Source organism: Streptomyces sp. AMJ-169 (genome assembly GCF_055597585.1).
In genome coordinates this window covers 1-22,248 of sequence record NZ_JBVLTJ010000004.1, presented here as the reverse complement: position 1 = coordinate 22,248, position 22,248 = coordinate 1, and the positions used below count along the sequence as shown (strand labels likewise).

At 72.2% G+C, this 22,248-nt stretch carries 14 protein-coding genes; 4 read left to right on the top strand and 10 right to left on the bottom strand.

What is annotated here, in order from left to right; all coding sequences use genetic code 11:
* Positions 1-101: 101 nt before the first annotated feature.
* From ACYUD3_RS11150 to ACYUD3_RS11130, 5 genes are all read right to left on the bottom strand, one after another.
* Positions 102-1,088, bottom strand: a complete 987-nt coding sequence (locus ACYUD3_RS11150; protein WP_470967470.1) for a carbohydrate ABC transporter permease — start codon at positions 1,086-1,088, stop codon at positions 102-104.
* Positions 1,089-1,090: 2 nt separating this feature from the next.
* Entirely contained in the window at positions 1,091-2,461 is a 1,371-nt protein-coding gene (locus tag ACYUD3_RS11145) for an extracellular solute-binding protein (RefSeq protein ID WP_470967468.1), read from the bottom strand.
* 161 nt (positions 2,462-2,622) lie between these two features.
* Positions 2,623-3,303, bottom strand: coding sequence for a peptidyl-prolyl cis-trans isomerase (locus tag ACYUD3_RS11140; protein WP_470968470.1), 681 nt, complete (start codon positions 3,301-3,303; stop codon positions 2,623-2,625).
* A gap of 125 nt (positions 3,304-3,428) precedes the next feature.
* Positions 3,429-7,676 carry a glycoside hydrolase family 38 N-terminal domain-containing protein gene (locus ACYUD3_RS11135; RefSeq protein WP_470967466.1) on the bottom strand — a complete coding sequence of 1,416 codons (4,248 nt, stop codon included), beginning with the start codon at positions 7,674-7,676 and terminating at the stop codon, positions 3,429-3,431.
* Positions 7,677-7,780: 104 nt separating this feature from the next.
* A complete protein-coding gene (locus tag ACYUD3_RS11130) occupies positions 7,781-8,665 on the bottom strand; it encodes a MurR/RpiR family transcriptional regulator (RefSeq protein ID WP_470967464.1) in 885 nt (294 codons plus the stop codon).
* A gap of 142 nt (positions 8,666-8,807) precedes the next feature.
* Here ACYUD3_RS11130 and ACYUD3_RS11125 point away from each other — a divergent pair, with 142 nt between their 5' ends.
* Positions 8,808-9,590 carry a sugar isomerase domain-containing protein gene (locus tag ACYUD3_RS11125; protein WP_470967462.1) on the top strand — a complete coding sequence of 261 codons (783 nt, stop codon included), beginning with the start codon at positions 8,808-8,810 and terminating at the stop codon, positions 9,588-9,590.
* Positions 9,591-9,643: 53 nt separating this feature from the next.
* On the opposite strand, the gene ACYUD3_RS11120 is transcribed toward ACYUD3_RS11125, so the two are convergent.
* The gene (locus tag ACYUD3_RS11120; protein ID WP_470967459.1) at positions 9,644-12,721 is read right to left on the bottom strand and encodes a beta-N-acetylglucosaminidase domain-containing protein; all 3,078 of its coding nucleotides are present in this window, start codon (positions 12,719-12,721) and stop codon (positions 9,644-9,646) included.
* A 131-nt stretch (positions 12,722-12,852) separates the two neighbouring features.
* Here ACYUD3_RS11120 and ACYUD3_RS11115 point away from each other — a divergent pair, with 131 nt between their 5' ends.
* Entirely contained in the window at positions 12,853-13,368 is a 516-nt protein-coding gene (locus ACYUD3_RS11115; protein WP_470967457.1) for a MarR family winged helix-turn-helix transcriptional regulator, read from the top strand.
* A gap of 37 nt (positions 13,369-13,405) precedes the next feature.
* On the opposite strand, the gene ACYUD3_RS11110 is transcribed toward ACYUD3_RS11115, so the two are convergent.
* Genes ACYUD3_RS11110 through ACYUD3_RS11095 form a run of 4 tightly spaced genes read right to left on the bottom strand, consistent with a single transcriptional unit; the run spans position 13,406 to position 18,049 of the window.
* Positions 13,406-14,314 carry a YceI family protein gene (locus tag ACYUD3_RS11110; protein ID WP_470967455.1) on the bottom strand — a complete coding sequence of 303 codons (909 nt, stop codon included), beginning with the start codon at positions 14,312-14,314 and terminating at the stop codon, positions 13,406-13,408.
* 52 nt (positions 14,315-14,366) lie between these two features.
* Complete coding sequence (locus ACYUD3_RS11105; RefSeq protein WP_470968467.1) at positions 14,367-15,413, bottom strand: maleylacetate reductase; 1,047 nt, start codon at positions 15,411-15,413, stop codon at positions 14,367-14,369.
* A 23-nt stretch (positions 15,414-15,436) separates the two neighbouring features.
* Entirely contained in the window at positions 15,437-16,294 is an 858-nt protein-coding gene (locus ACYUD3_RS11100; RefSeq protein WP_470967452.1) for a dioxygenase family protein, read from the bottom strand.
* A 12-nt stretch (positions 16,295-16,306) separates the two neighbouring features.
* Positions 16,307-18,049 (bottom strand): FAD-dependent oxidoreductase, encoded by a 1,743-nt coding sequence (locus ACYUD3_RS11095; protein ID WP_470967450.1) that lies wholly within the window; start codon positions 18,047-18,049, stop codon positions 16,307-16,309.
* A 119-nt stretch (positions 18,050-18,168) separates the two neighbouring features.
* Between ACYUD3_RS11095 and ACYUD3_RS11090 the strand changes: the two genes are divergently transcribed.
* A complete protein-coding gene (locus ACYUD3_RS11090) occupies positions 18,169-19,761 on the top strand; it encodes a helix-turn-helix domain-containing protein (RefSeq protein ID WP_470967448.1) in 1,593 nt (530 codons plus the stop codon).
* A 232-nt stretch (positions 19,762-19,993) separates the two neighbouring features.
* The gene (locus tag ACYUD3_RS11085) at positions 19,994-22,045 is read left to right on the top strand and encodes a discoidin domain-containing protein (RefSeq protein ID WP_470967445.1); all 2,052 of its coding nucleotides are present in this window, start codon (positions 19,994-19,996) and stop codon (positions 22,043-22,045) included.
* Positions 22,046-22,248: the final 203 nt, after the last annotated feature.

Here is a 22,248-nt window from a genome sequence, read left to right as displayed (position 1 = left end):
AGCCCCGCTCCCGGAAGCCCCGCCCCCGGAAGCCCCGCCCCTGGAAGCCCCGCCCCCGGAAGATCCGCTCCCGGACGAACTCCCCCTCTCCACAGCCGTCGTCATGCCTCGTCCTCCTTCGTCAGCCGCTGCGACAGCAGCGTGAGGCCCAGGGTCAGTGCGAAGAGGGCGACGCTGACGGCCGAGCCGTAGCCGGCGTTGCCGGTGAGCGGGTCGAGGGCGACGTCCCGGATGTAGAAGGGGAGCGTGCGGTCGGCGCCGCCGGGGCCGCCGGTCGAGCCGCCGAGCATGTAGATCTCGGTGAACACGCGCAGCGAGCCGATGCCGGTGAGCGTGCCGACCAGCATCATCGAGGTGCGTACGCCCGGCACGGTGACGTTCCAGAAGCGGCGGACCGCGCCGGCGCCGTCCACGGACGCCGCCTCGTGCAGCTCCTTCGGGACGTTCCCGAGCGCCGCCAGGTAGAAGATCATGTACCAGCCGAGGCCCTTCCAGATCGTCAGGCCCATCGCGGAGAACAGGATCAGCCAGGAGTCGGAGAGGAAGGGGACCGCCGACTTGATCAAGTGGGCTTTCTCCAGCCACGTGTTGATCAGCCCCTGGTCCGACAGCAGCCACTGCCAGCTCAGGCCGACGACCACGCTGGAGGCGAGGACCGGCGTGTAGAACGCGGACCGGAAGAACCCGATGCCGGGCAGGTTCTTCTCCACCAGCACCGCCAGCATCAGCGGCAGCAGCACCATCAGCGGGACGACGACGATCGCGTACAGCAGGCTGTTGCGGGTCGCGAGCCAGAAGTCCGGGTCGTCCAGCATCCGCGTGTAGTTGTCCAGGCCCACGAAGTCCGCCGCCCCGCCGAGGGGTTTGGCGTTCGTGAAGGACAGCAGCAGCGTGTTCAGGAACGGGTACACGCCGAAGACGGTCACACCGAGGATCGCCGGGGACATCCACAGCCACGGCAGCCACCAGCGCCGGTAGAGGGCGGCGCCGCCGGCTTCGGCCGTCGGTCCGGGCCTCAAGGCACGCAACAACCGTCGTACCGCCCCCGGTGCCGTCGCCGGCACCGGGGTCAGGGTCTTGGCCGCCATGCTCAACTACCCTGCTTGATGAGCTCGTTCATCTTCTTCTGGGCTTCGTTCAGGGCGTCCTGGGCGCTCTTCTTGCCCTGCATCGCGAGCTGGATCTGGGCCGAGGCCGCGTTCAGCTCACCGGGGGTCAGGGCGATCTCGTCGGCCGTGGCGGTCTTGCGGTCCTCGGCGACCAGCTTGCGGGCCTGCGCGAAGGGGTCGTCGCCCGTGACGTTCTGGAAGAACGGGTCGTCCAGCGAGGCCGTCGTGGACGGGAAGATGACGACGTTCGGGTCCTTCGCCCACGTCAGCTGGTTCTGCGCGTTCGTGAGGAACTGGGCGAACGCCAGCGCCGTCGCCGCGTGCTTGCTGGTGGCCGCGACGCCGATGTACTGCGGGGCGCCGACGGTGTGGCCGAGGCCGTCCAGCATGTAGCGGGCCACGCCCGTCTTCTTGTAGACGCTCGGGTTGTTCTGCTCGATGAAGCGCAGGTAGTTCGGGTTCGTCGAGCCGTACACCAGCTTGCCCTGGCCGTACACCGTCGACGGGTCCTGGTTGGAGGAGAGCGAGTCGCGGGGCATCGCGCCCGCCTTGTACAGCTTGGTCATGCCCTCGACCCACTGGACCGTGCGCGGGTCGCTCGCGAACGTGAACTGCTTGCCGTCGTCCGAGAGGACCTTGATGCCCATCTGCTGCCAGTCGGCCGGGATGCGCAGCTGCGGGTTGGCGAGGAGGGCGTAGTAGTCGCCGCCCGACGCCTTGGCTATCTTCTCCGCGTCGGCGAACATCCCGAGGATGGTGGTCGGAGGTTTGGCCGGATCGAGGCCTGCCTTCTGGAGCAGTTCCGTGTTGAAGGTCTGCACGATCCCGCCCGAGTACCAGGGCAGCACGCTGTGCACCTTCGTGCCGTCGGCCTGGGCGTAGGTGCTCGACTTCCAGGTGCCCTCGGTGAACGGCTTGCCCGCGTCCGGCGCCTTGGTGTCGAGGTCCAGCAGGTAGCCGGTCTTCGTCAGCGCCAGCGCCGTGTTGACGTTGATGTTGACGACGTCCGGCAGGGTACAGCCCTGTGCGTCCGCGACCAGGCGCTGGGTGAACGTCGCGTCGCCCGGGTCGTCGATCCACTTGACCTTGGCGCCGGGGTTGGCCTTCTCGAAGGCCGCGATCACGCCGTTGAAGTAGGCGCTGAAGTCCTTCTTGAGGTTCGTCGTCTGGAAGGTGATCTGCCCCTTCACGTCACCGGTCAGCTTGCCCGACCCGACGTTGCCCTTGTCGACGCTGCACCCGCCCGCCTTCGCGCCGCCGTCGGAGCCGCCCCCCGAGAGTCCGCACCCGGCCGCCGTCAGTGCCAGGGCGATCGCACCCGCCACGCATCCGGTCACTCTTCTCACGCGCATGATTGCCCTCCCGAGCCCACACGGGGCTGGTTCAAATCACCAAGTTGGACTCCGAATGATGAAAAGGTGGACCAGAATTCATCGGAGGTCAATGGGTAACCGTGTTGCGTTTCTGTTCCGTGCGTCTCCGGCGCGCATGCCGCAGGCGCACGGGGGCCGTCTCAGTGCCGGTGCTCGTGATCCGGATGTGCCGGATCGCCGGGGTGTTCGTGCCCGTGCGTGTACGTCACGTCCGCCCGCGCCCGGTCCAGCCAGTCGAAGAACGCCTGCCTGCCCTGCGCCCGCCGCAGCTCGCGCGTGACGTCGTCACGGACCGAGGCGTACGGCACGAGATCGAGGGTTCCCGCACCGTGGAAGGGGTCCACGCCGCGCCGCAGCGCGTCCGTCGTCAGGAACCGGTCGGGGTTGCGGTCGTAGTACTCCCGCACGGCCCGCTCCGGCACCCGCCGCCCGGCCTCCAGCGCGGCCAGCAGCGCCCGCGCGGCCGGGGAGTGGGCGAGCGCGACGGCGATGATGCTGCCGAGCCCCGCGACGTCCGCGCCGGACACCGAGGGCATCCGCAGCGCCGCAGCGCCTGGCCCGGCACCCGGCGGCGGCTCGGGCACCGGCACCCCCCGCGCCGCGCACTCCCGCCGCGCCAGCTCGTCCACGACGACCACCTGGGTAGCCCACCGCCGTCGCTGCCGCTCCGCTCGCGCGATCCCCTCGGGTCGCCCCTCCGGGTCCCGCGCGGGAACGGCGGCCAGCACGGCGTCGACCCGCGCGAGGGGGACGGGGTCGCCGGCGACGGTGGCGGCGTGGCCGGGTGAGGGCGGGTGGACGTGCAACTCCCCGGAGCGCAACCCCCCGGAGTGCGGCTCCCCTGAGCCCGGCTCCCCGGAGTGCGGCTCCCCGCAGTGCGGCTCCCCTGAGCCCGGCTCCCCGGAGTGCGCCCCACCTCTCCCCTGAGCCCCGTGAACGACTCCGCTCACTCCGTCACCTCCAGCACCACAGCCTCGGTATAAGCGACACACCCGTGCCACCCCACCTTGGCCATCAGCCAGTACGACCCCACCGGCACCGCCCCCGCGTCCACCTCGATCCCGCGCTCCAGCACCTGCCCAGGACCGACCACGAACCCTTGCAGCCCCGGCGAGACCCCGCCCCACGTCCCCCACGCGGACACCGCCCACAGCTGCCCCGTGACCAGCCCCCGCGTGGTGTTGCGCAGTTGGACGGGCACGGTCACCCGCTCACCCCGCCGCACGGAAACCCGCTCAACTCCCAGCCGGGTCACGAGAGTCGGCCCGGTCCGCCCGTCCGGCTCACCCTCAGGCACCGCACCCGGCACGTCGAGGGCGACGACGTCCTCGTACACCTGCCCCCCGTAGGAGAGCTGCGCGGCGAGCCAGTGGCGGCCGGGGGGCGCGTCCGGGGCCGGGGTGATCGTCACCTCGGACAGGGTGTAGCCGCCGGCGGCGAGGGTGTAGGGGAGGATCGCGGGCTCGGCGCTCCAGCCGGAGGGGACGCGGAGGCGGACCCGCCCGCAGGTGGCCGCGTCGGTCAGCTCCGAGGCGACCCGCACGGTCGCGGTGACCGGCCCCTCCACCGTGAGCGCGGTCGGGGAGACGTACACGGTCACCGGCAGGTTCCCGCGCGGCGCCGGGCCCGAGTTGTGCAGCCAGTAGCGGGTCGCGACCGGCTGCGTGGGCTCCTCGGCGGCGACCCCGGAGCCGCAGGCGGGCTGCGCGGTCGACGGCGTTGCCACGACCGTGGCCACCTCGAACCCGCCCAGCTCCACCTCGACACCCCCGTCGGGCGCCAGCTCCTCGCCCGCCCGCTCCAGCACATCGGCCCGCACGGCGGACGCCCAGGGGTCGGGCCCGGTCACCCGCGCCCGCACCGGAGCCCCGTCCACCTCATGCATCCGGACGACGACCCCGCGCCCGGGGTCGGTGGGCTGTGAACCGCCGCGCGCGAGCGGCGAACCGGCCGGTTTCAGCGCGTCCAGCAGCACCCGCCCCTCGGGCTCGACGGCGAGCAGCGTCGCCGTGCGCGGCAGCGGCCCGCAGACGTCACCGGGCCGCAACCGCCCGGTCAGCGGCCGGTTGAAGGCGTGCCCGGCCTGCGGCAGCCGCTGCGCCCGCCAGTCGCCCTCGCCCGCGACGACCGCGTACTCGAAGGTGTGCGACCAGCGCTGGAGCTGGAACCCGGAGCCGTCGGGCGCGGTCCGCCGGGGCGGATCGACCCAGATCCCGGACGGCCAGCCCGTGCAGGACCGCATCAGGGACATGTACAGATCACCGGCGGAGGTCACCACGCACCCGGGCGTCCCCCGGTTCAGCACGGCGAACCCCCGCCCGTCCCAGGCGTCGTCGTCGGCCAGCACCTCGCCGGTCGCGTGGACGACACCGTCGGCCAGGTCCGCGATCAGGGCCTGCACGGCCTCCGCGTCCCCGTCGGCGTCCCGGCCCGCGACGACGAGCAGCGGCAGCCGCTCCAGGTCACGCAGGTCGGCCCCGGGCACCCACTCCTCGCGCAGCGCCGCGCGCGGGGCGACCCACACCGACGCGAGCCCCTTCTCCGCCAGCTGGCGGCGCAGTTCGCCCGCCGCGCCCGGGTCCCGGCCGAGGGCCTGCGCGACCACCTCGTTGCGCTCGGGCCCGCCGACCGCGATCCGCACGTCCGGCAGGTTGGAGTCGACCTCCAGGTCGCCGTAGCGCTGCCCGCCCGCGATCGTCGAGGTGGCCGTCACGCCCACGCGCACGAGCGCCGCCGCGAGCGGGGTGCCCAGGTGCCCGGCGACGTCCCAGTCGGTGTACACGAGTTCCGCGACGCCGACCGAGCGCAGCCCGAGCGGCAGCCCGGCCGCGTCCTGGATCGCGACCCGGGCCGTCGAGCCCAGCCCGAACCAGGTGTTGGCCGGGTTGTCGAGGGTCCAGGGGAACTCCTCGCTGTCGACCTCGACGAACCCGAAGCCGCGCCCGACGACCGCGTCCGCGACCTCGTGCACCGGCAGCCCGCCGCGCACGTCCGACGGCCACCGCACCCGGATCAGCCGGTCCGAGCCGTCGTACCCGTCGAGCGTCGTCGACACGTCGACCCGGTCCACGCCCTCCCACAGCGTGATCCGCTGCGTGTAGCGGAAGAGCCCCAGGTCACCCCGGACGGTGATACGCGACCCCGCCGGGGAGTGCTCGACATCGATGTCAGCGGTGACATCGCGGCTGCGCGCGGCGGTGACACCGGTCGGCGTGAGATGCCACGGCCCCTCCCCGAACCGGGGGTGGCGCGGGTACTCCTCCTGCACGACCAGCTCATTGCCGACGTCCCCGGCCCGCAGCAGCTCCCGCCCGCCCTCGGCGAGCCGGCGCAGACTGCTGACGCCGCCCCCGCGCGCGGGATCGACGGTCACTTCGTAGAACGCGTTGCGGACGACGCTCCCCTCACCCGGCGTCCACCCCGTCACGCACCCCTCGGCCATCGACAGCGCCTTGAGCCCCATCCCGGGCACATCGGGGACGACGACCTTCAGCTCGCCGTCCTCCCGCACGGCCGGCAGCGGCAGCCCGGTGAGGTCCAGCGGGACCAGGCCGGGGTCGGCGACGGTCAGGACGTCCCGGCGCTGCCAGGTCGCGGAGTTGAAGACGATCAGGTCGGGGGCGTCCCCGGGGAGGGCGGCGACCTGCGAGGCCAGCGCCTCGGTCGCGTCCGTGTGGACGGCGCGCGACAGGTCGTACAGCTCCCGCCAGCCCGTCATCAGGTCGATGTACACCTGGTCCGACTCCGAACCGGTGATCGCGTCGTGGTGCGCCCCGTACAGCAGCTGGCGCCACGCCTTGTCGAGGGCCGCGTCGGGGAAGGGGCGGCCGGCGAGCAGGGCCGCGAGCGTCGCCCAGCCCTCCGCGTCCGCCAGCAGGGCCTCGCCGTAGCGCTGGGCCTGCTTGGTGTCGATGTAGGAGACGTCCTTGCCGGTGTAGACCGGGTTCATGTCCCGCGTCTGCGGCGACGCCACCCGGCCCTCGGCCGCCAGCTCCGCGCGCACGGCGGCGAAGAAGTCGCGCGGGACGGCGCTGACGAACCTCGGCCACACGTAACGGGCGTTCCAGTCCCGGTGGATGCCCATCACCCAGCGGCACGGCGGCGCGTAGTCACCGCCCACCGGCAGCAGCACGTTCTTCGTCAGCGCGACCTTGCTCAGGCTCCTGAACAGCTTGAGCGCGGCCTGCTCCGCCTCGGGCAGCGTGGGCGCGTTGTCGATGGCCCAGCCGGCGCCGTAGTGGTTGACCATGTACGCCGTCAGCAGCCCCCGCCCGGACGGCGCGATCCAGTTGAACTCCGCCTGGAACTGCATCCGTCTGGGGTCGCGCGGCTCCTCGCCGAAGACGGACAGCGCGGGCCCCCACTGGTGGTACGGGCCGCGCGCCCAGGAGCTGGAGGAGATCCCCGCGTCCGCCATCAGCCCCGGGAACTGCGGATCGTGCCCGAACGCGTCCAGCTGCCAGGCGGTGTCGGCCCGCGCCCCCATGATCCCGCGCTGGAACCCGTCCCCGTACAGGGCGTTGCGTACGGTCGCCTCGGCGCCGGTGAGGTTCGTGTTCGGCTCGTTGTAGGTGCCGCCCATGATCTCGACGCGCCCGGTGCGCAGCAACTCCCGCAGGAACGGCCGCTCTTCGGGGAACGCGTCCCAGTACGGCTTGAGGTAGTCGACCTCCGCCAGCACGAACGTGTAGGCGGGGTCGCGCCGGGCCAGGTCGCAGTGGGCGCGCACCAGGCTCATCCCGGACTGGCCGCGCGAGTCGAAGGTACGGGCCGGAAGGCCGCTGGAGGCGGGGTCGTCGGCGACGTCCCAGGTCTCGGTGTAGGCGGCCTGCGTGTTCCACCACACCGGGTCGTAGTGGAAGTGGCTGACCATGAACATCGTCCAGCCGGGCTCGGCGGCGGTGAACTCGGCCGAGTGGTGGACGAGCCGCCCGGCGCCCGCGTCCTCGGCGGTCACGGTGACCGGCCGCCGCTCGCCCGGGGCCAGGCCCTGGGCGTCGACGGATATCTCGGCGCGTACGGTCCCGTCCTCGCCGACGGTCACGTCGACCGCCTCGGGGCTGCGGACGCCGCCCGTGACGGAGAGCCGGACGGACCGGCCGGGTTCGTGCCCGAGCTCTACGGCCACCACCTGGAGCGGATGATCGGCGGTGCCGGTGAACAGCTCGGTCGATGCGACGGAGAGGACACGCATGGGGCTCCTACGGGAATCAAAGGTGCCTCATCCTGGCATCGCCGGATGGTTCAATCAACCATGTGCGGGTACTTGTGATGGCTCATTCATGCAGAACGGGCGGTTCAGCGCCGCCGCCGCGCCTTCACCGTGTGCCGTCCCGCGATGTGGTCGGTCAGCGCCAGCGACGCGCTCGCCCGCTGATAGGTGAGCTGCGCGACCCGGACGTACAGGCAGTCGATGAGGACGAGGACCGAGTGGCGGGCGCCGATGATGCCGGTGGGGAAGCTGGTCTCCGAGGTGGACGAGATGAGGCGGACGCCCGCCGCGCGGGCCAGCGGGGAGCGCGGGTCGGAGGTCAGCGCGAGCGTCGTCGCGCCGCGCTCCTTGGCCAGTTCCAGCGGCTCCAGCGTCTCCCGGGTCGTCCCCGAGTGGGAGATCCCGATCGCCACGTCCGCCGGGGTGAGCAGCGCCGCCGACGTCGTCGCGCCGTGCACCTCGGTCCACGCGCGCACCGCGCAGCCGATCCGGAACAGCCGCGTCTCCGTCTCCTGCGCCACCGCCCCGCTGCCGCCCACGCCGTACACGTCGATCCGGCGGGCCCGCGCCAGCGCCTGGGCCGCCCGCTCCACCGCGTCCAGGTCGATGCGGTCCACGGTCTGCTGCACGGCCCGCAGATCGGCGGTGCCCACCACCTGCACGACCCGCTCCAGGCTGTCGTCCGGGGAGATGTCCGGGCCGATCTCCGCGGTGCCCCACGCCGAGGCCTCGTCCCGGCCGCGCTCCTGCGCCAGCGCGATCAGCAGGTGCTGGTAGGAGTCCAGGCCGATGGCCCGGCAGAAACGGGTCACCGTCGCCTGCGAGGTGCCGGTGCGCCGGCCCAGTTCGGCGGCCGAACAATGGGTGACGGCGGCCGGATCTTCCAGGATCAGCTCGCCGACCTTCCTCAGGGAGCCGGCCAGTCTCGGCAGCTCGGTGCGGATGAGCGTGGTGACGTCGGTCGTGGGCATGAGGAGAAGGTACCAGCCACCTTTGTGCGCGTCGGATGAATACCAGGACCCGCTCATTGCCGCTGACACCGGGTCTATGGTTTATTGATTCACCTATCTCGTATTACAGGGTGGTTCAATCCACCAGTGGGGAGTGTTCAAGGTGACCGTCGAGTCCGCCAACGAGATCGAGCCGGTGACCGCCGCGCGCTTCGCGCACGAGGGCCTCACCGTCCTCACCCGCCTCACCGAGACCGCCGGCCCCGATGTCACCCGGGCCGCCGCGCTCATCGCCGACTGCGTCCGCGCCGACGGCGTCATCCAGGCGTTCGGCACCGGCCACTCCCAGGCCCTCGTCCTCGAACTCGCCGGCCGCGCGGGCGGGTTGGTCCCGACCAACCGGCTCAGCATGGCCGACCTCGTCCTCTTCGGCGGGGCCGACCCGAGCAGCCTCGACGATCCGCTGCTGGAGCGCGAACCGGGGCTCGCCGGGCGCCTGTACGACCTCGCCGCGCCCCGGCCGCAGGACCTGTTCGTCGTCGTCTCCAACTCCGGCGTCAACAACGTGATCGTGGAGATGGCCCTTCGGGTGAAGGAGCGCGGGCACAAGCTCCTCGCGCTGACCTCCCTCGCGCACACCAACACCGTCCCGGCCAAGCACCCCAGCGGGAAGAAGCTGGCGGACCTGGCGGACGTGGTGCTCGACAACGCGGCGCCGCGCGGGGACGCGCTGCTGCCGCTGCCGGGGGGCGGGGCGGTGTGCGCGCTGTCCACGCTGACCGGGGTGATGCTGGTGCAGATGGCGGTCGCCGAGGCGGCGGGCCAGCTGGTCGCCTCCGGCGACCGTCCGCCGGTGTACGTGTCGGCGAACGTGCCCGGGGGGTTCGAGGGGAATCTGGAGCTGGAGCGGCGGTACGAGGGACGGATCCGCCGGACCGCCAGCTAGGGCGAACTGAAGGTGGCTCCCCCGGAAGGTTTCTTCCGGGGGAGCTTCTCTGTCTACTTCACCGGCACCCCCGTGATGACCGCCGCCAGCGGATACGCCCCCGTCGCCAGCCCCGTCCCCGCCCTGCCGGTCTTCGTGTCCACCGGGACCAGCAGGTTCGCGTCGGCCGTCGTCACGTACACCGTGCCGCCGTTCCAGTCGGACGCCACGTCGAACGCGGCCTTGCCGACGGTCACCGGGGTGCCCGGGGCGCCGGTCACGGTGTCGACCGGGGTGACGGTGTCGCCGTTGCTGGCGCTCACCCAGAGGGTGCGGCCGTCGGGGGAGAGGGCGAGGCCGTACGCCTGGCCCTTGACCAGCAGGGTCGGCTTCGTCTCGTGCGTGGCGGTGTCGATCGGGGTGACCGTCGAGCCGCCGGAGTTGGAGACGTACGCCGTCCTGCCGTCGGGGGAGACGACGACGTTGAAGGGGCGCGGGCCGACCGGGATCGCCTTGCCCGCCGTGCGGGTCGTCAGGTCGACCGGGGTGACCGTGTTGCTGCCGAGGGCGGCGACGTACAGCGTGCCGCCGTCCGGGGTGATCGCCATGTTCTCGGGGTTCTTGCCGACCGCGACCGTCGCGCCCGCCGTGCGGGTGGCGGTGTCGACGGGCTGGACGGTCGCGTCGGTGTAGTTGGCGACCCAGAGGGTCTTGCCGTCGGGCGTCAGCGCGAGCCCGGAGGGGACCCGGCCGACCGGGACGGTGGCGGTGACCGTCGCGGAGGGGACGTCGATGACGCTGACGGAGTTGGCTCCCTGGTTCGCCGCGTAGGCGGTGCGGCCGTCCGAACTGACCACGACCTCACCGGGGTTGGCGCCCACCTTGATGTCGGTGTGCTGCTTGGCCGAGAGGTCGACCGAACTCACCGCCGCCCCGCTGAAGTCGGCGGTCAGCGCTCGATACGTGCCGCTGCCGTCGGTGACTTGGACCGGCAGGGCCCGGCTCAGCGCGCCGGAGACCGTCACCGACCGCACCCCGAAGGAGGCGTCCGGGGCGGCCGTCACCTCGACCGTCGCCGTGGCGTGCCCGCCGGCCGGAACGACCGTGCTGCCACTGGCCGGAGAGACGCTGACCCCATCGGGCGCGCTCAGTTTCCAGTCGACGGTCTGTCCGGCGGTGGAGCGCGCGTCGGACAGCGTGAGCGTCACCGTCGCCGAGCCACCGGGCTTCAACGACACGGCGGTCGGCGTGAAAGCGGCGTCGACGCCGGGGTCGGGGGCGTTCTCCAGGACCGTCCGGTACAGGAACTGGTCCATGACCCCCGGCGACACCTGCTGCGGCACCGCGTCCAGCGCCTTGCGCTCGCCCTGGAGCCGGTTCCAGTACGTCGACACGGCGCCCGCGTCCCCGCGCTTGTTGGCGAGCAGCAGGTCCACAGCTGTCGAACCGGCCTGGCCGTAGGCGCCGAGCTTGTCCAGCCAGGCCGAAGTCTCCTTCAGGAAACCGGGGTTGGCGAGGCGGGCGCGCAGCTGGGCCGGGGTCGCGGCCATGTCGGCGAAGTAGCCGCGCAGCGCGGCCGTCGCCTTCTCCAGGCCCTTGTCCTGCTCGTAGGCGGTGTGGAACGCGGCGATCAGCTTCGTCAGCGCGGGCGACTCGGTGGCGTCCAGCCGGGAGGAGTAGTTGTTCTCCGCGAAGATCCGCAGCCACTTCGCCGCCGGGCCGCCGAGATCCTGCACGGCCGCCGTGAACGCGGCCGCCGGGTCGTAGCTTTCCGGGTTCCAGAGGTAGGCCGCCGACGTGAACAGCGCGAGCTTGCTGGCCTCGCCCTGGATCATCGGGTTGGCGGTCACCCCGGTCACCTCGCCCGCGACCCCTGGCTCACGGCCGACGTAGGGGCCGAGCAGGAGGCGGGTGGTGACGTAGTCGTTCACCGGGTAGTTGTCCCAGATCAGGATCGGATGCCCGTACACCGTCCGCGCCTGCCGGGCCTGGGCCGCCGTGATCGTCGGGGCGATCACGCCGACGCCGGTCCACTCCACGACGACGCCCGGGTCCAGCTGCTCGCGCAGGGCCTTCTTGTACGGGGAGTCGGCGAGGTCGGAGTACTCGGTGGGGACCATCTCCAGCGGGGACAGACCCGAGCGGCCGGGCGTGAACGCCGCCCAGACCTGGTTCAGGAGGTAGGCCTGGGCGGAGCCGGCCGCGCCGCCCCCGGTGCCGAACCGCTTCTCGTCGGCGGCGCAGTTCCACTTGGTGTAGCTGATGTCGTCCAGCGGGATCGCGAAGGACCGCACCCCGATGGCGTACAGCGAGGCGAACTTCTTCACCAGCGCGTCGATGTCGGACTGCGCGGAGTAGCAGACCGACAGGCCGGGGGAGAGGGCGTAGGTGAAGCGGACGTGGTTGGCGAGCGCCCGGTCGGACAGCTCTTTGAGCTGGGCCAGCGCGGCGGGCGGGTACTCGTCGCGCCAACGGGCCCGGAGATAGGCGTCGTTCTTCGGCGAGTACACGTACACGTTCTGCTTGGTACGGCCGTAGAAGTCCAGCTGGGCCAGGCGTTCGGCGTGCGACCACGGGGTGCCGTAGAAGCCCTCGATGACGCCGCGCAGCTTGGCCGTGGGCCAGTCGCGGACGGTGACGTCGGGGACGCGCTTGCCGGTGATCAGCTGGCGGAGGGTCTGGGCGGCGTAGAAGGTGCCGGCCGCGTCGGCGCCGGACAGGGCGACGGTGCCGTGCCCGGAGGCCAGGACGTAGCCCTCGGCGGGCAGCCCTGCGGGGGTGGGGGCGTGCAGGCGGCGCAGGGCGGCGGCGGTGTCAGGGTTCTCGGCCGGGCCGCCGACGTAGACGGTCAGCGCGGCGGGCGGGGGACGGTGGCCTGCGGTCACGGTGACGATGTGACCGGCGCCCGCGGCGCGCAGGACCGCTTCGACGGCCTTGCGGGCGGCGGGGTCGGTGTGGGCGCCGACGACCTCGACGACGCGGTCGGGGACGGGGGTGGAGCCCTGGCCGGCCGTCATGTGCCGGGGGGTCGGCCAGACCTGGGGGAGGGGGGTGGGGGCGGCTGCCGCGGGGAGCGACGGGAGGGTCAGCCCTAGGGCCAGCAGCAGCGACAGGGGGAGTCGTCTGCGTAGCGCATGGGTGAATGAATCCATCGGCGCATGGTAGTGAGGATGAATCGATCATTCAATAAGCCACACGCGGCCGATGTGCGGCGGGGGTGCATCCGGCCGAATCGATGCACTTGCATTGCTTAAGTTAGGCAACTAAATGCTAAAGTGGGGTCATGTCGCCTTCCAGCCGTGCCCACGCCGCCCCTGCGGTCGCCGAGATCGAGCGGCACTTCACCCGGCTCTCGCATCTCGCCGGGCGCACCCGGATGCACGAGGCGCTGATGCTCGTCAGCGGCGTCGGCCTCGACCGCGCGGCGGCGATCCTCCTGCGGCACCTCTCCAGCGACCCGCAGCCGCAGCGCCCGGGCGTGCTCGCCGCCCGCCTCTCCGTGGAGGCCTCGCACGTCACCCGGCAGCTCGGCCAGCTGGAGCGGGCCGGCTACCTCGTGCGCACCCCCGACCCCGCCGACCGGCGCGCCCAGCGCGTCCACCTCACCGAGGCGGGCCTGGACGCGGCCCGCCGGGTGCGCGCGGCCAGCCACGGCATCATCGACGAGGCCCTCGCCGACTGGTCGCCCGAGGACCGGCAGCGCTTCGCCGTCCTGTTCGGGCGGATGGTCAGCGACTTCATGGCGCACGCGGAGGTCCGGGCGGACCCCATCGCGGGTCCGGAGACCTCGGTGAACTGAGCGGCCCCGCCCGACAGGGCCGCCCGGTCCGGCGGGCCTACTCCGGCGGTGTGGGCATGTCCGGCGACCGGTACATCGCCTGCACGTCCAGCTCCAGCTGCACCGTCGGCCCCACCACCGCGATCCCCCGCGCCAGCATCGAGCGCCAGTTGAGGGTGTAGTCCTCGCGGTGCAGCTCCGCCGTCGCGAGGGCCGCGCAGCGCAGCTCCTCGCCGTAGCCGCCGTTGACCGTACCGAGATACGTGGTGTCCAGGGACACCGAGCGGCTCACCCCGTGCATGCTCAGCGAGCCGAGCACGGTCCACTTGCTGCCGCCCTTGAAGGCGAAGCGGGTGCTCTGGAAGTCGATGTACGGGAACCGCTCGACGTCCAGGAAGTCCGCCGACCGCAGATGCGTGTCCCGCGTGTGGTTGCCGGTCGTGATGCTCGCCGCGTGGATGCGGACCTGCACGAGCGACTCGGACATGTCCGGGGACACCCGTATCGCCCCGTCGAACCGCTCGAAACGGCCGTGCACATGCGCCATCCCGACATGCTTGGCGATGAACCGGATCGCGGTGTGCGGCGGGTCGAACGCCCAGCTGCCGGGCGGCGGCAGCGGCAGCTGACGGCCCGGCTGGAGCCGTACCACCGCCGGATCGCGGCTGACCCCGCCGAGCACGTCGACCGTCTCCCGGTGCGGGTTCAGCCCCTCGGCGATCGCGAGCATGCTGTAGCGGCCGGGCGGCAGGACGGCCATGAAGTAGCCGTACGGATCGGTGATGCCGCGCGCGGCCACCTGATGCGAGTCGAGCGCTGTGATCGTCACGTCGACCCCGCCCATCGGCTGGTCCACGGGGTCGACGACCGTCCAGCCGGCCGAACCCGCGCCGGGCGGCAGCGCGACGTTGAGGCCAGAAGCGGCGGCCTCCTTCTGCCGTCGGAGCCGGAGCAGTCCGAGGGCCATGTGTGTCACCTTCCTGAGAAAGAAATCCGAAACGTCAGCGAGCGGGACCCGCTCACGGCACCCGGGGACGGTCCCCGCGCAGCGCGCTCATCAGCACGCCCCGCACACCGTCCGCGGTCACCTCACGGGGGTTCGGACCGGCCGTCCCCACGGCCAGTTCCGTCGCCCGCTCCACATCCCCCTCGGACAGCCCGAGCCCGGCGAGGTGCCGAGGTGCCCCGAGCCGTCCGCACAGCTCCCACAGCGCCAGGACCGGTTCCGCCGACCCCAGCGCCCGCCCCAGCCGCGCCAGCGCGTCCGGCGCGGCAGGGGAGTTGTAGGCGAGAACATACGGCAGCAGCACGGTGTGCGTCTCGGCGTGCGGCAGACCGAAACCGCCGCCCAGCACATGGCACAGCCGGTGGTGCAGCCCCATCGGGGTCGCCCCCAGCACCGCCCCGCACAGCCACGCCCCGTACAGCGCCCGCCCCCGCGCCCCCAGATCGGCCGGGGCGGCGGCGACGTCCGCCAGCGCCCCCGCCATCGCCCGCACCCCCTCCTGTGCCGTCAGCCGCACCAGCGGCGACACCTCGGGCGCGTACAGCGCCTCGGCGGCGTGCGCGATCGCGTTCACCCCGCTCGTCACCGACAGCGCCACCGGCATCCCGACGGTCAGCTCCGGGTCGTACACGACACTGCGCGGCAGCACCGCGCGGTCGCGGCCCGTGCGCTTCACGCCGTGCTCCGTCAGGCCCCACACCGGGGTCAGCTCCGAGCCCGCGTACGTCGTCGGCACCGCGACCAGCGGCAGGCCCAGGCGCAGCGCGAGGATCTTGCCCAGGCCGACCGCCGAGCCGCCGCCGACCGCGACACAGCTGTCGACGCGCAGCGAGAGCGCCAGCTCCACCGCGCGGTCCGCGACGTCGGCCGGCACGTGCATCCGCGCCCCGTCGTGCAGCCCCACGCACGCCGGCCCCAGCGCGTCCGCGACCTCGCGGGCCACCCCGGCGCCGCGCGGCCCGCTCACCACCAACACCCGTTCCAGGCCCAGCCGTCCGACCTCGCCCGGCGTCGCCGACAGCGCCGCGCCGGGCCGCAGGACCACCCGCGAACCCGGCATGTCGTGCACGAACTCCACGCCGCTCACCTCGCGCCGAGGACGAGGTCGAACCGCGCGTGCCGAAACGGCGCGGACATCCCGAACTCCCTCGCCAGCTCAGGGTCGTTGCTCTGCGCGAAGTCCTGCACCAGGCTGTCCTTGACCGCGAACACCGCGTCGGAGTCCAGGTACCGGCCGCCCGCGACGAAGATGTGCGTGGTGACCGGCGTGTGCCCTTCGGCGGAGGCGATGAAGTGGATGTGCGCCGGCCGGTACGGATGCCGCCCCGTCGCCTTCAGCAGCGCGCCCACGGGACCGTCCGTCGGGATCGGGTACGCGTCCGGCACACACGTGCGGAACCAGAACCGCCCCTCGCCGTCCGCCGTGAACAGCCCCCGCCCGTTGCCCGGCGGCTGCACCTGCGGCTGCTGGACGTCGTAGAAGCCCTCGGCGCTCGCCTGCCACACGTCCAAGGCCGCGCCCGGCAGCGGGGTGCCGTCCGCCGAGAGCACCCGGCCGCTCACCACGCACGCCTCGCCGGTGCCCAACAGGTCGATGTCGGCGCCCAGTTCACGCACCGGCGACTCGGTCATGTGGAACGGGCCCAGGACCGTCGACTCGGTGCCGCCCGCCGTCGCGTTGAGCGTCTCCGTCAGCATCGACACGCCCAGCACGTCCGACAGGAGGATGAACTCCTGCCGGGTGTCCGTGCACGCCTGCCCGGTCGCCGTGAGGAAGCCGACCGCCCGCTCCCACTCCTCGAGCGTCAGCCCGGTCTCCCGCACGAAGTCGTGCAGATGCCGCGTCAGTGTCCCCAGCAGCTCCCGCAACCGGGGATCGGCCGTCCCCGCGAAGCTGTCGACGACCGCTTCGGTGAGGCCGCGCGTGGATTGCGTGTTCATACGACTGACTCCTCAGACCTGCCCGAGAATCCGGCCCAGCGCCTCGGAGAGCAGCCCTTCGGCGTCCTCCGCCGCGCTGGGGTGACGGAAGGCCACATACCCGTCCGGGCGCACCAGCAGCACACCCGAGTCCTCGATCTCCCGCAGCCGGGCCCAGTCGCCGTACGGGTCCTCGAACTCCTGGCCCGGGCCGACGACCGCCGCGGCGACCTCCGTCTTCTGCGCCCGCGCCGCCCGCACCCACGCGTCGCCCCCTATGCCGGTGACGACGGTGAAGCGGCCCTTGCCGACCAGGTCCAGCGTCGACAGCGTCTCGGTGCCCCGCGTCAGCCAGGCGTGCGGGAGCTTCGCGCCCGGCCGTGAGGACGGCTGGTGGTGCAGCTCCGGGTCGCGCGCGAAGCCCGGGTCGGGGGTGCCGTCCGGGACGACCGCGGCGGAGGCGTAGCGCTGGTTCAGGTCGACGCCGTGCGCGTTGAACTCGTACGCCTTGAAGCGGATCGCGTCCCGCAGCGCCGCCCGGCGGTCGCCGGCGCCGACGTCCTTGCGGGAGGCGATGTTGGCGTGCAGCTGCTCCGGGGTCTGCGGGGTCAGCAGGTCCAGGGCCGCGAAGACGGGGGCGGTCTCGCCGATCGACCGGTTGGCGCGGGTCACGATCTGCCGGCCGACCGGCGCGCGTTCGGCCGTGTAGCTGTCCAGCAGCTCCGGGCCCGCGGCGCCCTCCAGGACCAGCTTCAGCTTCCACGCCAGGTTGTAGGAGTCCTGGATCGACGTGTTCGAACCGAGCCCGTTGGACGGCGGATGCCGGTGCACGGCGTCCCCCGCGCAGAACACCCGCCCGCTCGCATACCGCTCCGCGTACAGCTCGTTGACCGTCCACGCCGACGACGACCTGATCGTCACCGGGATCTCGTCGTCCCCGATGAGCTTGCGTACGACCGACTCGGCGTACTCAGACGTCAGGTCGGGGGCGCCCGCCGAGACGTCGTAGCCCCACACGACCATCCACTCGCGCCACGGCCGCACGCACCGCACGAGCCCCGCGCCGATGCCGCCGACCGTCGCGCCCGGGGTGAGGACCCAGTACAGGGTCGAGGGGCGGTACGCGGTGTACCGCGTGAGGTCCGCGTCGAAGACGATGTTGATGCTGCCGGCCACGCCCATCTGCCCGGCCGTCGGCAGCCCCGCGTCCTCGGCGACCTTCGAACGGCCGCCGTCCGCGCCGATCAGGTACTTCGCGCGGATCGTGTACTCGTCGCCGCGCACCCGGTCCTCGACGGTGACCGTCACGCCGTCGGCGTCCTGCGTGAACGACTTGTAGACCGTGCTGTACCGGAACACCGTCCCGCGCGCGATCGCCGCGTCCACCAGCAGCGGTTCCATCAGGTGCTGCGGCATGTCGCACATCCGCGTGGGGCTCGCGAGGTCGTGCGCCGCCTGGACGAGGGGGTCGTTGCCCCAGGACCGCAGCCGGCCCAGCTCCTCGCCCGCGAGGCTGGTGCAGAACGTCGTGTTGCCCATCAGCGCCTGCGGGGTCGCCCGCGCGATCACGTCCTGCTCGACGCCGAGGTCGCGCAGCGCCTCCATCGTGCGCTGGTTGGTGATGTGGGCGCGCGGGGTGTCCGCGAGGCTCGCGTAGCGGGTGACGACCATGTTCGGTACGCCGTAGGTGCTCAGCGCCAGCGCGGCGGAGGCGCCCGCGGGGCCGCTGCCTACGATCAGGACGTCGGTGGTGACGTCGGGGGCGACGGTGTGCACGGGGATGCTCCGGGGGTTGCTGGGGAAGTGGGGGTGGTGATCCTCCAAGATCGTGGACCTTGACGGGGCGTCATGGGTGTATCGGATTGAGACACCGCTCCCGATACGGTGGACCCGCCATGACGACCGCAGAACACCCCCCGCCCCTCACTCACCTGAGCCACGCCCGCGCCCGCTTCCTGGCCGGCCGCCCCCTGCCGGAGGACGTCCCCGAGGACATCGCCTCGGCCTGGCGCAGAGCCCGCTTCCACGGCGTCCGGCACGACGTCGTGGCCGCCGCGCCGCCGCCCCCCGGCCGCCCACCGCTGCTGGAGACGGCGGGCCCGGTCCTGGAACGCCTCGCCCCCGCCCTCGACGCGGACGCGGCCCTCGTCCTCACCGACGCCCGCCTGCGCGTCCTGTGGGCCACCGGACCCGAGCAGACCCACCCGGTCACCGACCTCTCCGAAGAACGCGTCGGCCCCAACAGCGCCGCCCTCGCCCTGGCCACCGGCCGCCGCGCCGAGGTGCACGGCCCCGAACACTTCCTCGACGCCTGGCAGGAGATCTCGGCGGTCAGCGCCCCGCTGCGGCTGCGGGGCAGCGCGCGCCCGGCAGGCACGGTCACGGTGGCGACCCGGCTGCGCGCCGGCCGCGTGCCCCACCCCGCCGCCGCCCTCGCCGAGGCGACCGCCGCCGCCATCGAGACGGAACTGGCCACCCGCACGCCCACCCCCGAACACGCCCTCCTCGACGCCTACTTGACCGCCCGCGCCGCCGGCCGCCCGGTCGCCGCGTTCGGCGGCCACAGCAGACTCGTCGACGACCTCGCCGCCCGCGCCCTCACCCCCGAAGACCTCCACCACCTCGAACACGCGGCCCTGCACGACCCCCGCGCCCGCCGCCTGACCCTCGCCGCCCGGGACGTGGAGCTGATCCCGGTACGACACGACGAGGTGACCGTCGGAGTCGTCGCCGTCCTGGACCCGGCGCCCGCGCCGCACCAGGCGCCCTCACCTGGCTCGACACGCCCCCCGCTGCTCATCACCGGCGAACGCGGCACCGGCAAGACCACGCTGGCCCGCCGACTCGCCCCCGACGCACGGACGGTGGACGCGGCGGAGGGTGAACTGGGGGGAGTTCTGGACGATCTGACGGACGGTCACCCCTTGATCCTCCGGCACGCCGAACGCCTCGCCCAGCCGGACGTCGCCGTCCTCAACTCCCTTCTGGAGCACAGCCCCACGGCCCCTCTGCTGGTCACCTACACCCCGGGCACACCCCCCGGCCCCTGCCTCCAGCGGCTCCTCGACGTCCTCGCCCCGCGCTCGGTGACCCGGCCCTCCCTGCGCGAACGCCCCGAGGGCATCGCCGAGTTGCTCACCTCGCTCGCCCCGCGTCCGGCCCCGGGACAGCCGCCGCTCACCTGGAGCCTGGACGCGCTGCGGGCGCTGGAGCGGTACCCCTGGCCGGGGAACGTGACCGAACTCGCCCATGTCGTAAGGACGGTGGCCGAGCGGCGGCGGATCACCGGACCGGTGCGGCGGGCGGAACTGCCGGACGCGGTACGGGAAGGGCCCGCGCACCGGCCGCTGAGCCCGATGGAGGACGCCGAACGGACCGCGATCCTGGCGGCGTTGAAGAGGCACGGGGGGAACAAGGCGCGGGCGGCGGTGGCGCTGGGAATCGGACGGGCGACGCTGTACCGGAAGCTGCGCAGTTACCGGGGCTGAACGGCCGGGAGGCTGCGGCCCGGTTGGTCAAAAACCCTTCCGCCCAAGGCAGTTCAAGCCACCGTGGCTTTCCCGTGTCTTGACTATCCGTATGCCCTGTCGCGATCCTCTCCCTCAAGATCTTGCGACGGTCGTGACCATCCCGTGGAGACGGTGAGGGAAGCGCCGCAACCCGGCTGCCCGCCCGACCGCGCGCCATCCCGCCGACCCGAGGGGCACAACCCACGTGACCATGGCCCGACCCGCGCACCCCAGACGCAGAAGCGTGACCTTGCTGTCGCTGCTCCTGCTGCTGCTCACCATGTCCCTCGGCCCGGCGCCGAGTTCGGCCGCCGCCGCCGACTGGTGGAACCCGGCGAACCGGCCCGCGCCGGACGCGCAGATCAACGTGACCGGCGAGCCGTTCACCGGCACGAACGCGGCCGGAGAGGTGCGCGGCTTCGTCGACGCGCACAACCACCTCTTCTCCAACGAGGCGTTCGGCGGCCGGCTGATCTGCGGCAAGGTCTACTCCGACGCGGGGATAGCGGACGCCCTCAAGGACTGCCCCGAGCACTACCCCGACGGCACGCTCGCGATCTTCGACTACATCACGCACGGCGGCGACGGCCGCCACGACCCGGTCGGCTGGCCCACGTTCAAGGACTGGCCGGCGTACGACTCGATGACGCACCAGGCCAACTACTACGCCTGGATCGAGCGCGCCTGGCGCGGCGGACAGCGGGTGCTGGTCAACGACCTGGTCACCAACGGCGTGATCTGCTCGGTGTACTTCTTCAAGGACCGCTCCTGCGACGAGATGACGTCGATCCGCCTCCAGGCGAAGCTGACGTACGACCTCCAGGCGTACATCGACAAGCAGTACGGCGGCACCGGCAAGGGCTGGTTCCGCATCGTCACCGACAGCGCGCAGGCCCGCGAGGTCATCAAGGCGGGCAAGCTGGCGGTCATCCTGGGCGTCGAGACGTCCGAGCCGTTCGGCTGCAAGCAGATCCTCGACATCGCGCAGTGCGGCAAGGCCGACATCGACAAGGGACTGGACGAGCTGTACGGGCTCGGCGTGCGCTCGATGTTCCTCTGCCACAAGTTCGACAACGCGCTGTGCGGCGTCCGCTTCGACGAGGGCGGCCTCGGAACGGCCATCAACGTCGGCCAGTTCCTGTCCACGGGCACCTTCTGGCAGACCGAGAAGTGCACCACCGCGATGCACGACAACCCCATCAACGGCGCGGCGTCGAAGGCCGAGGACGAACTGCCGGACGGCGTCGACGTCCCCGCGTACGACGACAACGCCCAGTGCAACAAACGGGGGTTGACCGAACTCGGCGAGTACGCCGTGCGCGGGATGATGCAGCGCAAGATGATGCTCGAGGTCGACCACATGAGCGTCAAGGCGACCGCCCGCGTCCTCGACATCTTCGAGTCCGCCTCCTACCCCGGCGTCCTGTCCTCGCACAGCTGGATGGACCTCAACTGGACCGACCGCGTCTACGGGCTGGGCGGTTTCGTCGCCCAATACATGCACGGCTCCCAGGAGTTCGTGAAGGAGGCCAACCGCACGAACGCCCTGCGCGACAAGTACGGCGTCGGCTACGGCTTCGGCACCGACTTCAACGGCGTCGGCGACCACCCCGGTCCGCGCGGTGACACGGCGACGAAGGTGACGTACCCCTTCACCAGCGTCGACGGCGGCTCGGTCATCGACCGCCAGACCACCGGCCGGCGCACCTTCGACATCAACACCGACGGCGCCGCCCACTCCGGCATGATCCCCGACTGGATCGAGGACATCCGCAAGGTGGGCGGCCAGGACGCGGTGGACGACCTCTTCCGGGGCGCCCAGTCCTACCTGACCACCTGGGGCCGGACCGAGTCCCACCAGGCGGGCGTCAACCTCGCCCGCACCGGCACGGCGACCGCCACCTCCTCGGAGTCCAACCCCTTCACCAGCTACCAGCCCTCCCGGGCCATCGACGGCGACAACTCGACCCGCTGGGCCAGCGATTGGAGCGACGCCCAGTCCTGGCAGGTGGACCTGGGCTCGACCCACCGCATCACCCGGGTCACCCTGGACTGGGAACGCGCCTACGCCAAGTCCTACCGCATCGAACTGTCGACCGACGGCACCAACTGGACGACAGCCTGGTCCACTTCAGCCGGAGACGGCGGCCTGGACACAGCCCGCTTCACCAGCACTCCGGCACGGTATGTACGCGTGCAGGGGGTGGAGCGGGGGACTCAGTGGGGGTACTCGCTGTATGAAGTGGGGGTTTACAGCGGGTAGTTGAGCCACAGCGCCCCACCGCTTGAGCCGTACGGCAGACCGCGCCAGGTCCCTCGTGACCGGGCGCGGTCTTCTCATGTGCCGCCCTCTGGGCCTGTCACCTGTTCCAACGGGGTTCCCTGGGACCAGAGTTGGGACGCTGTTGGTTATTTCGGGGGCTCGCGTGACGTCGGCCTTCAAGACCCGGTTGTGGTCTTGAAGGC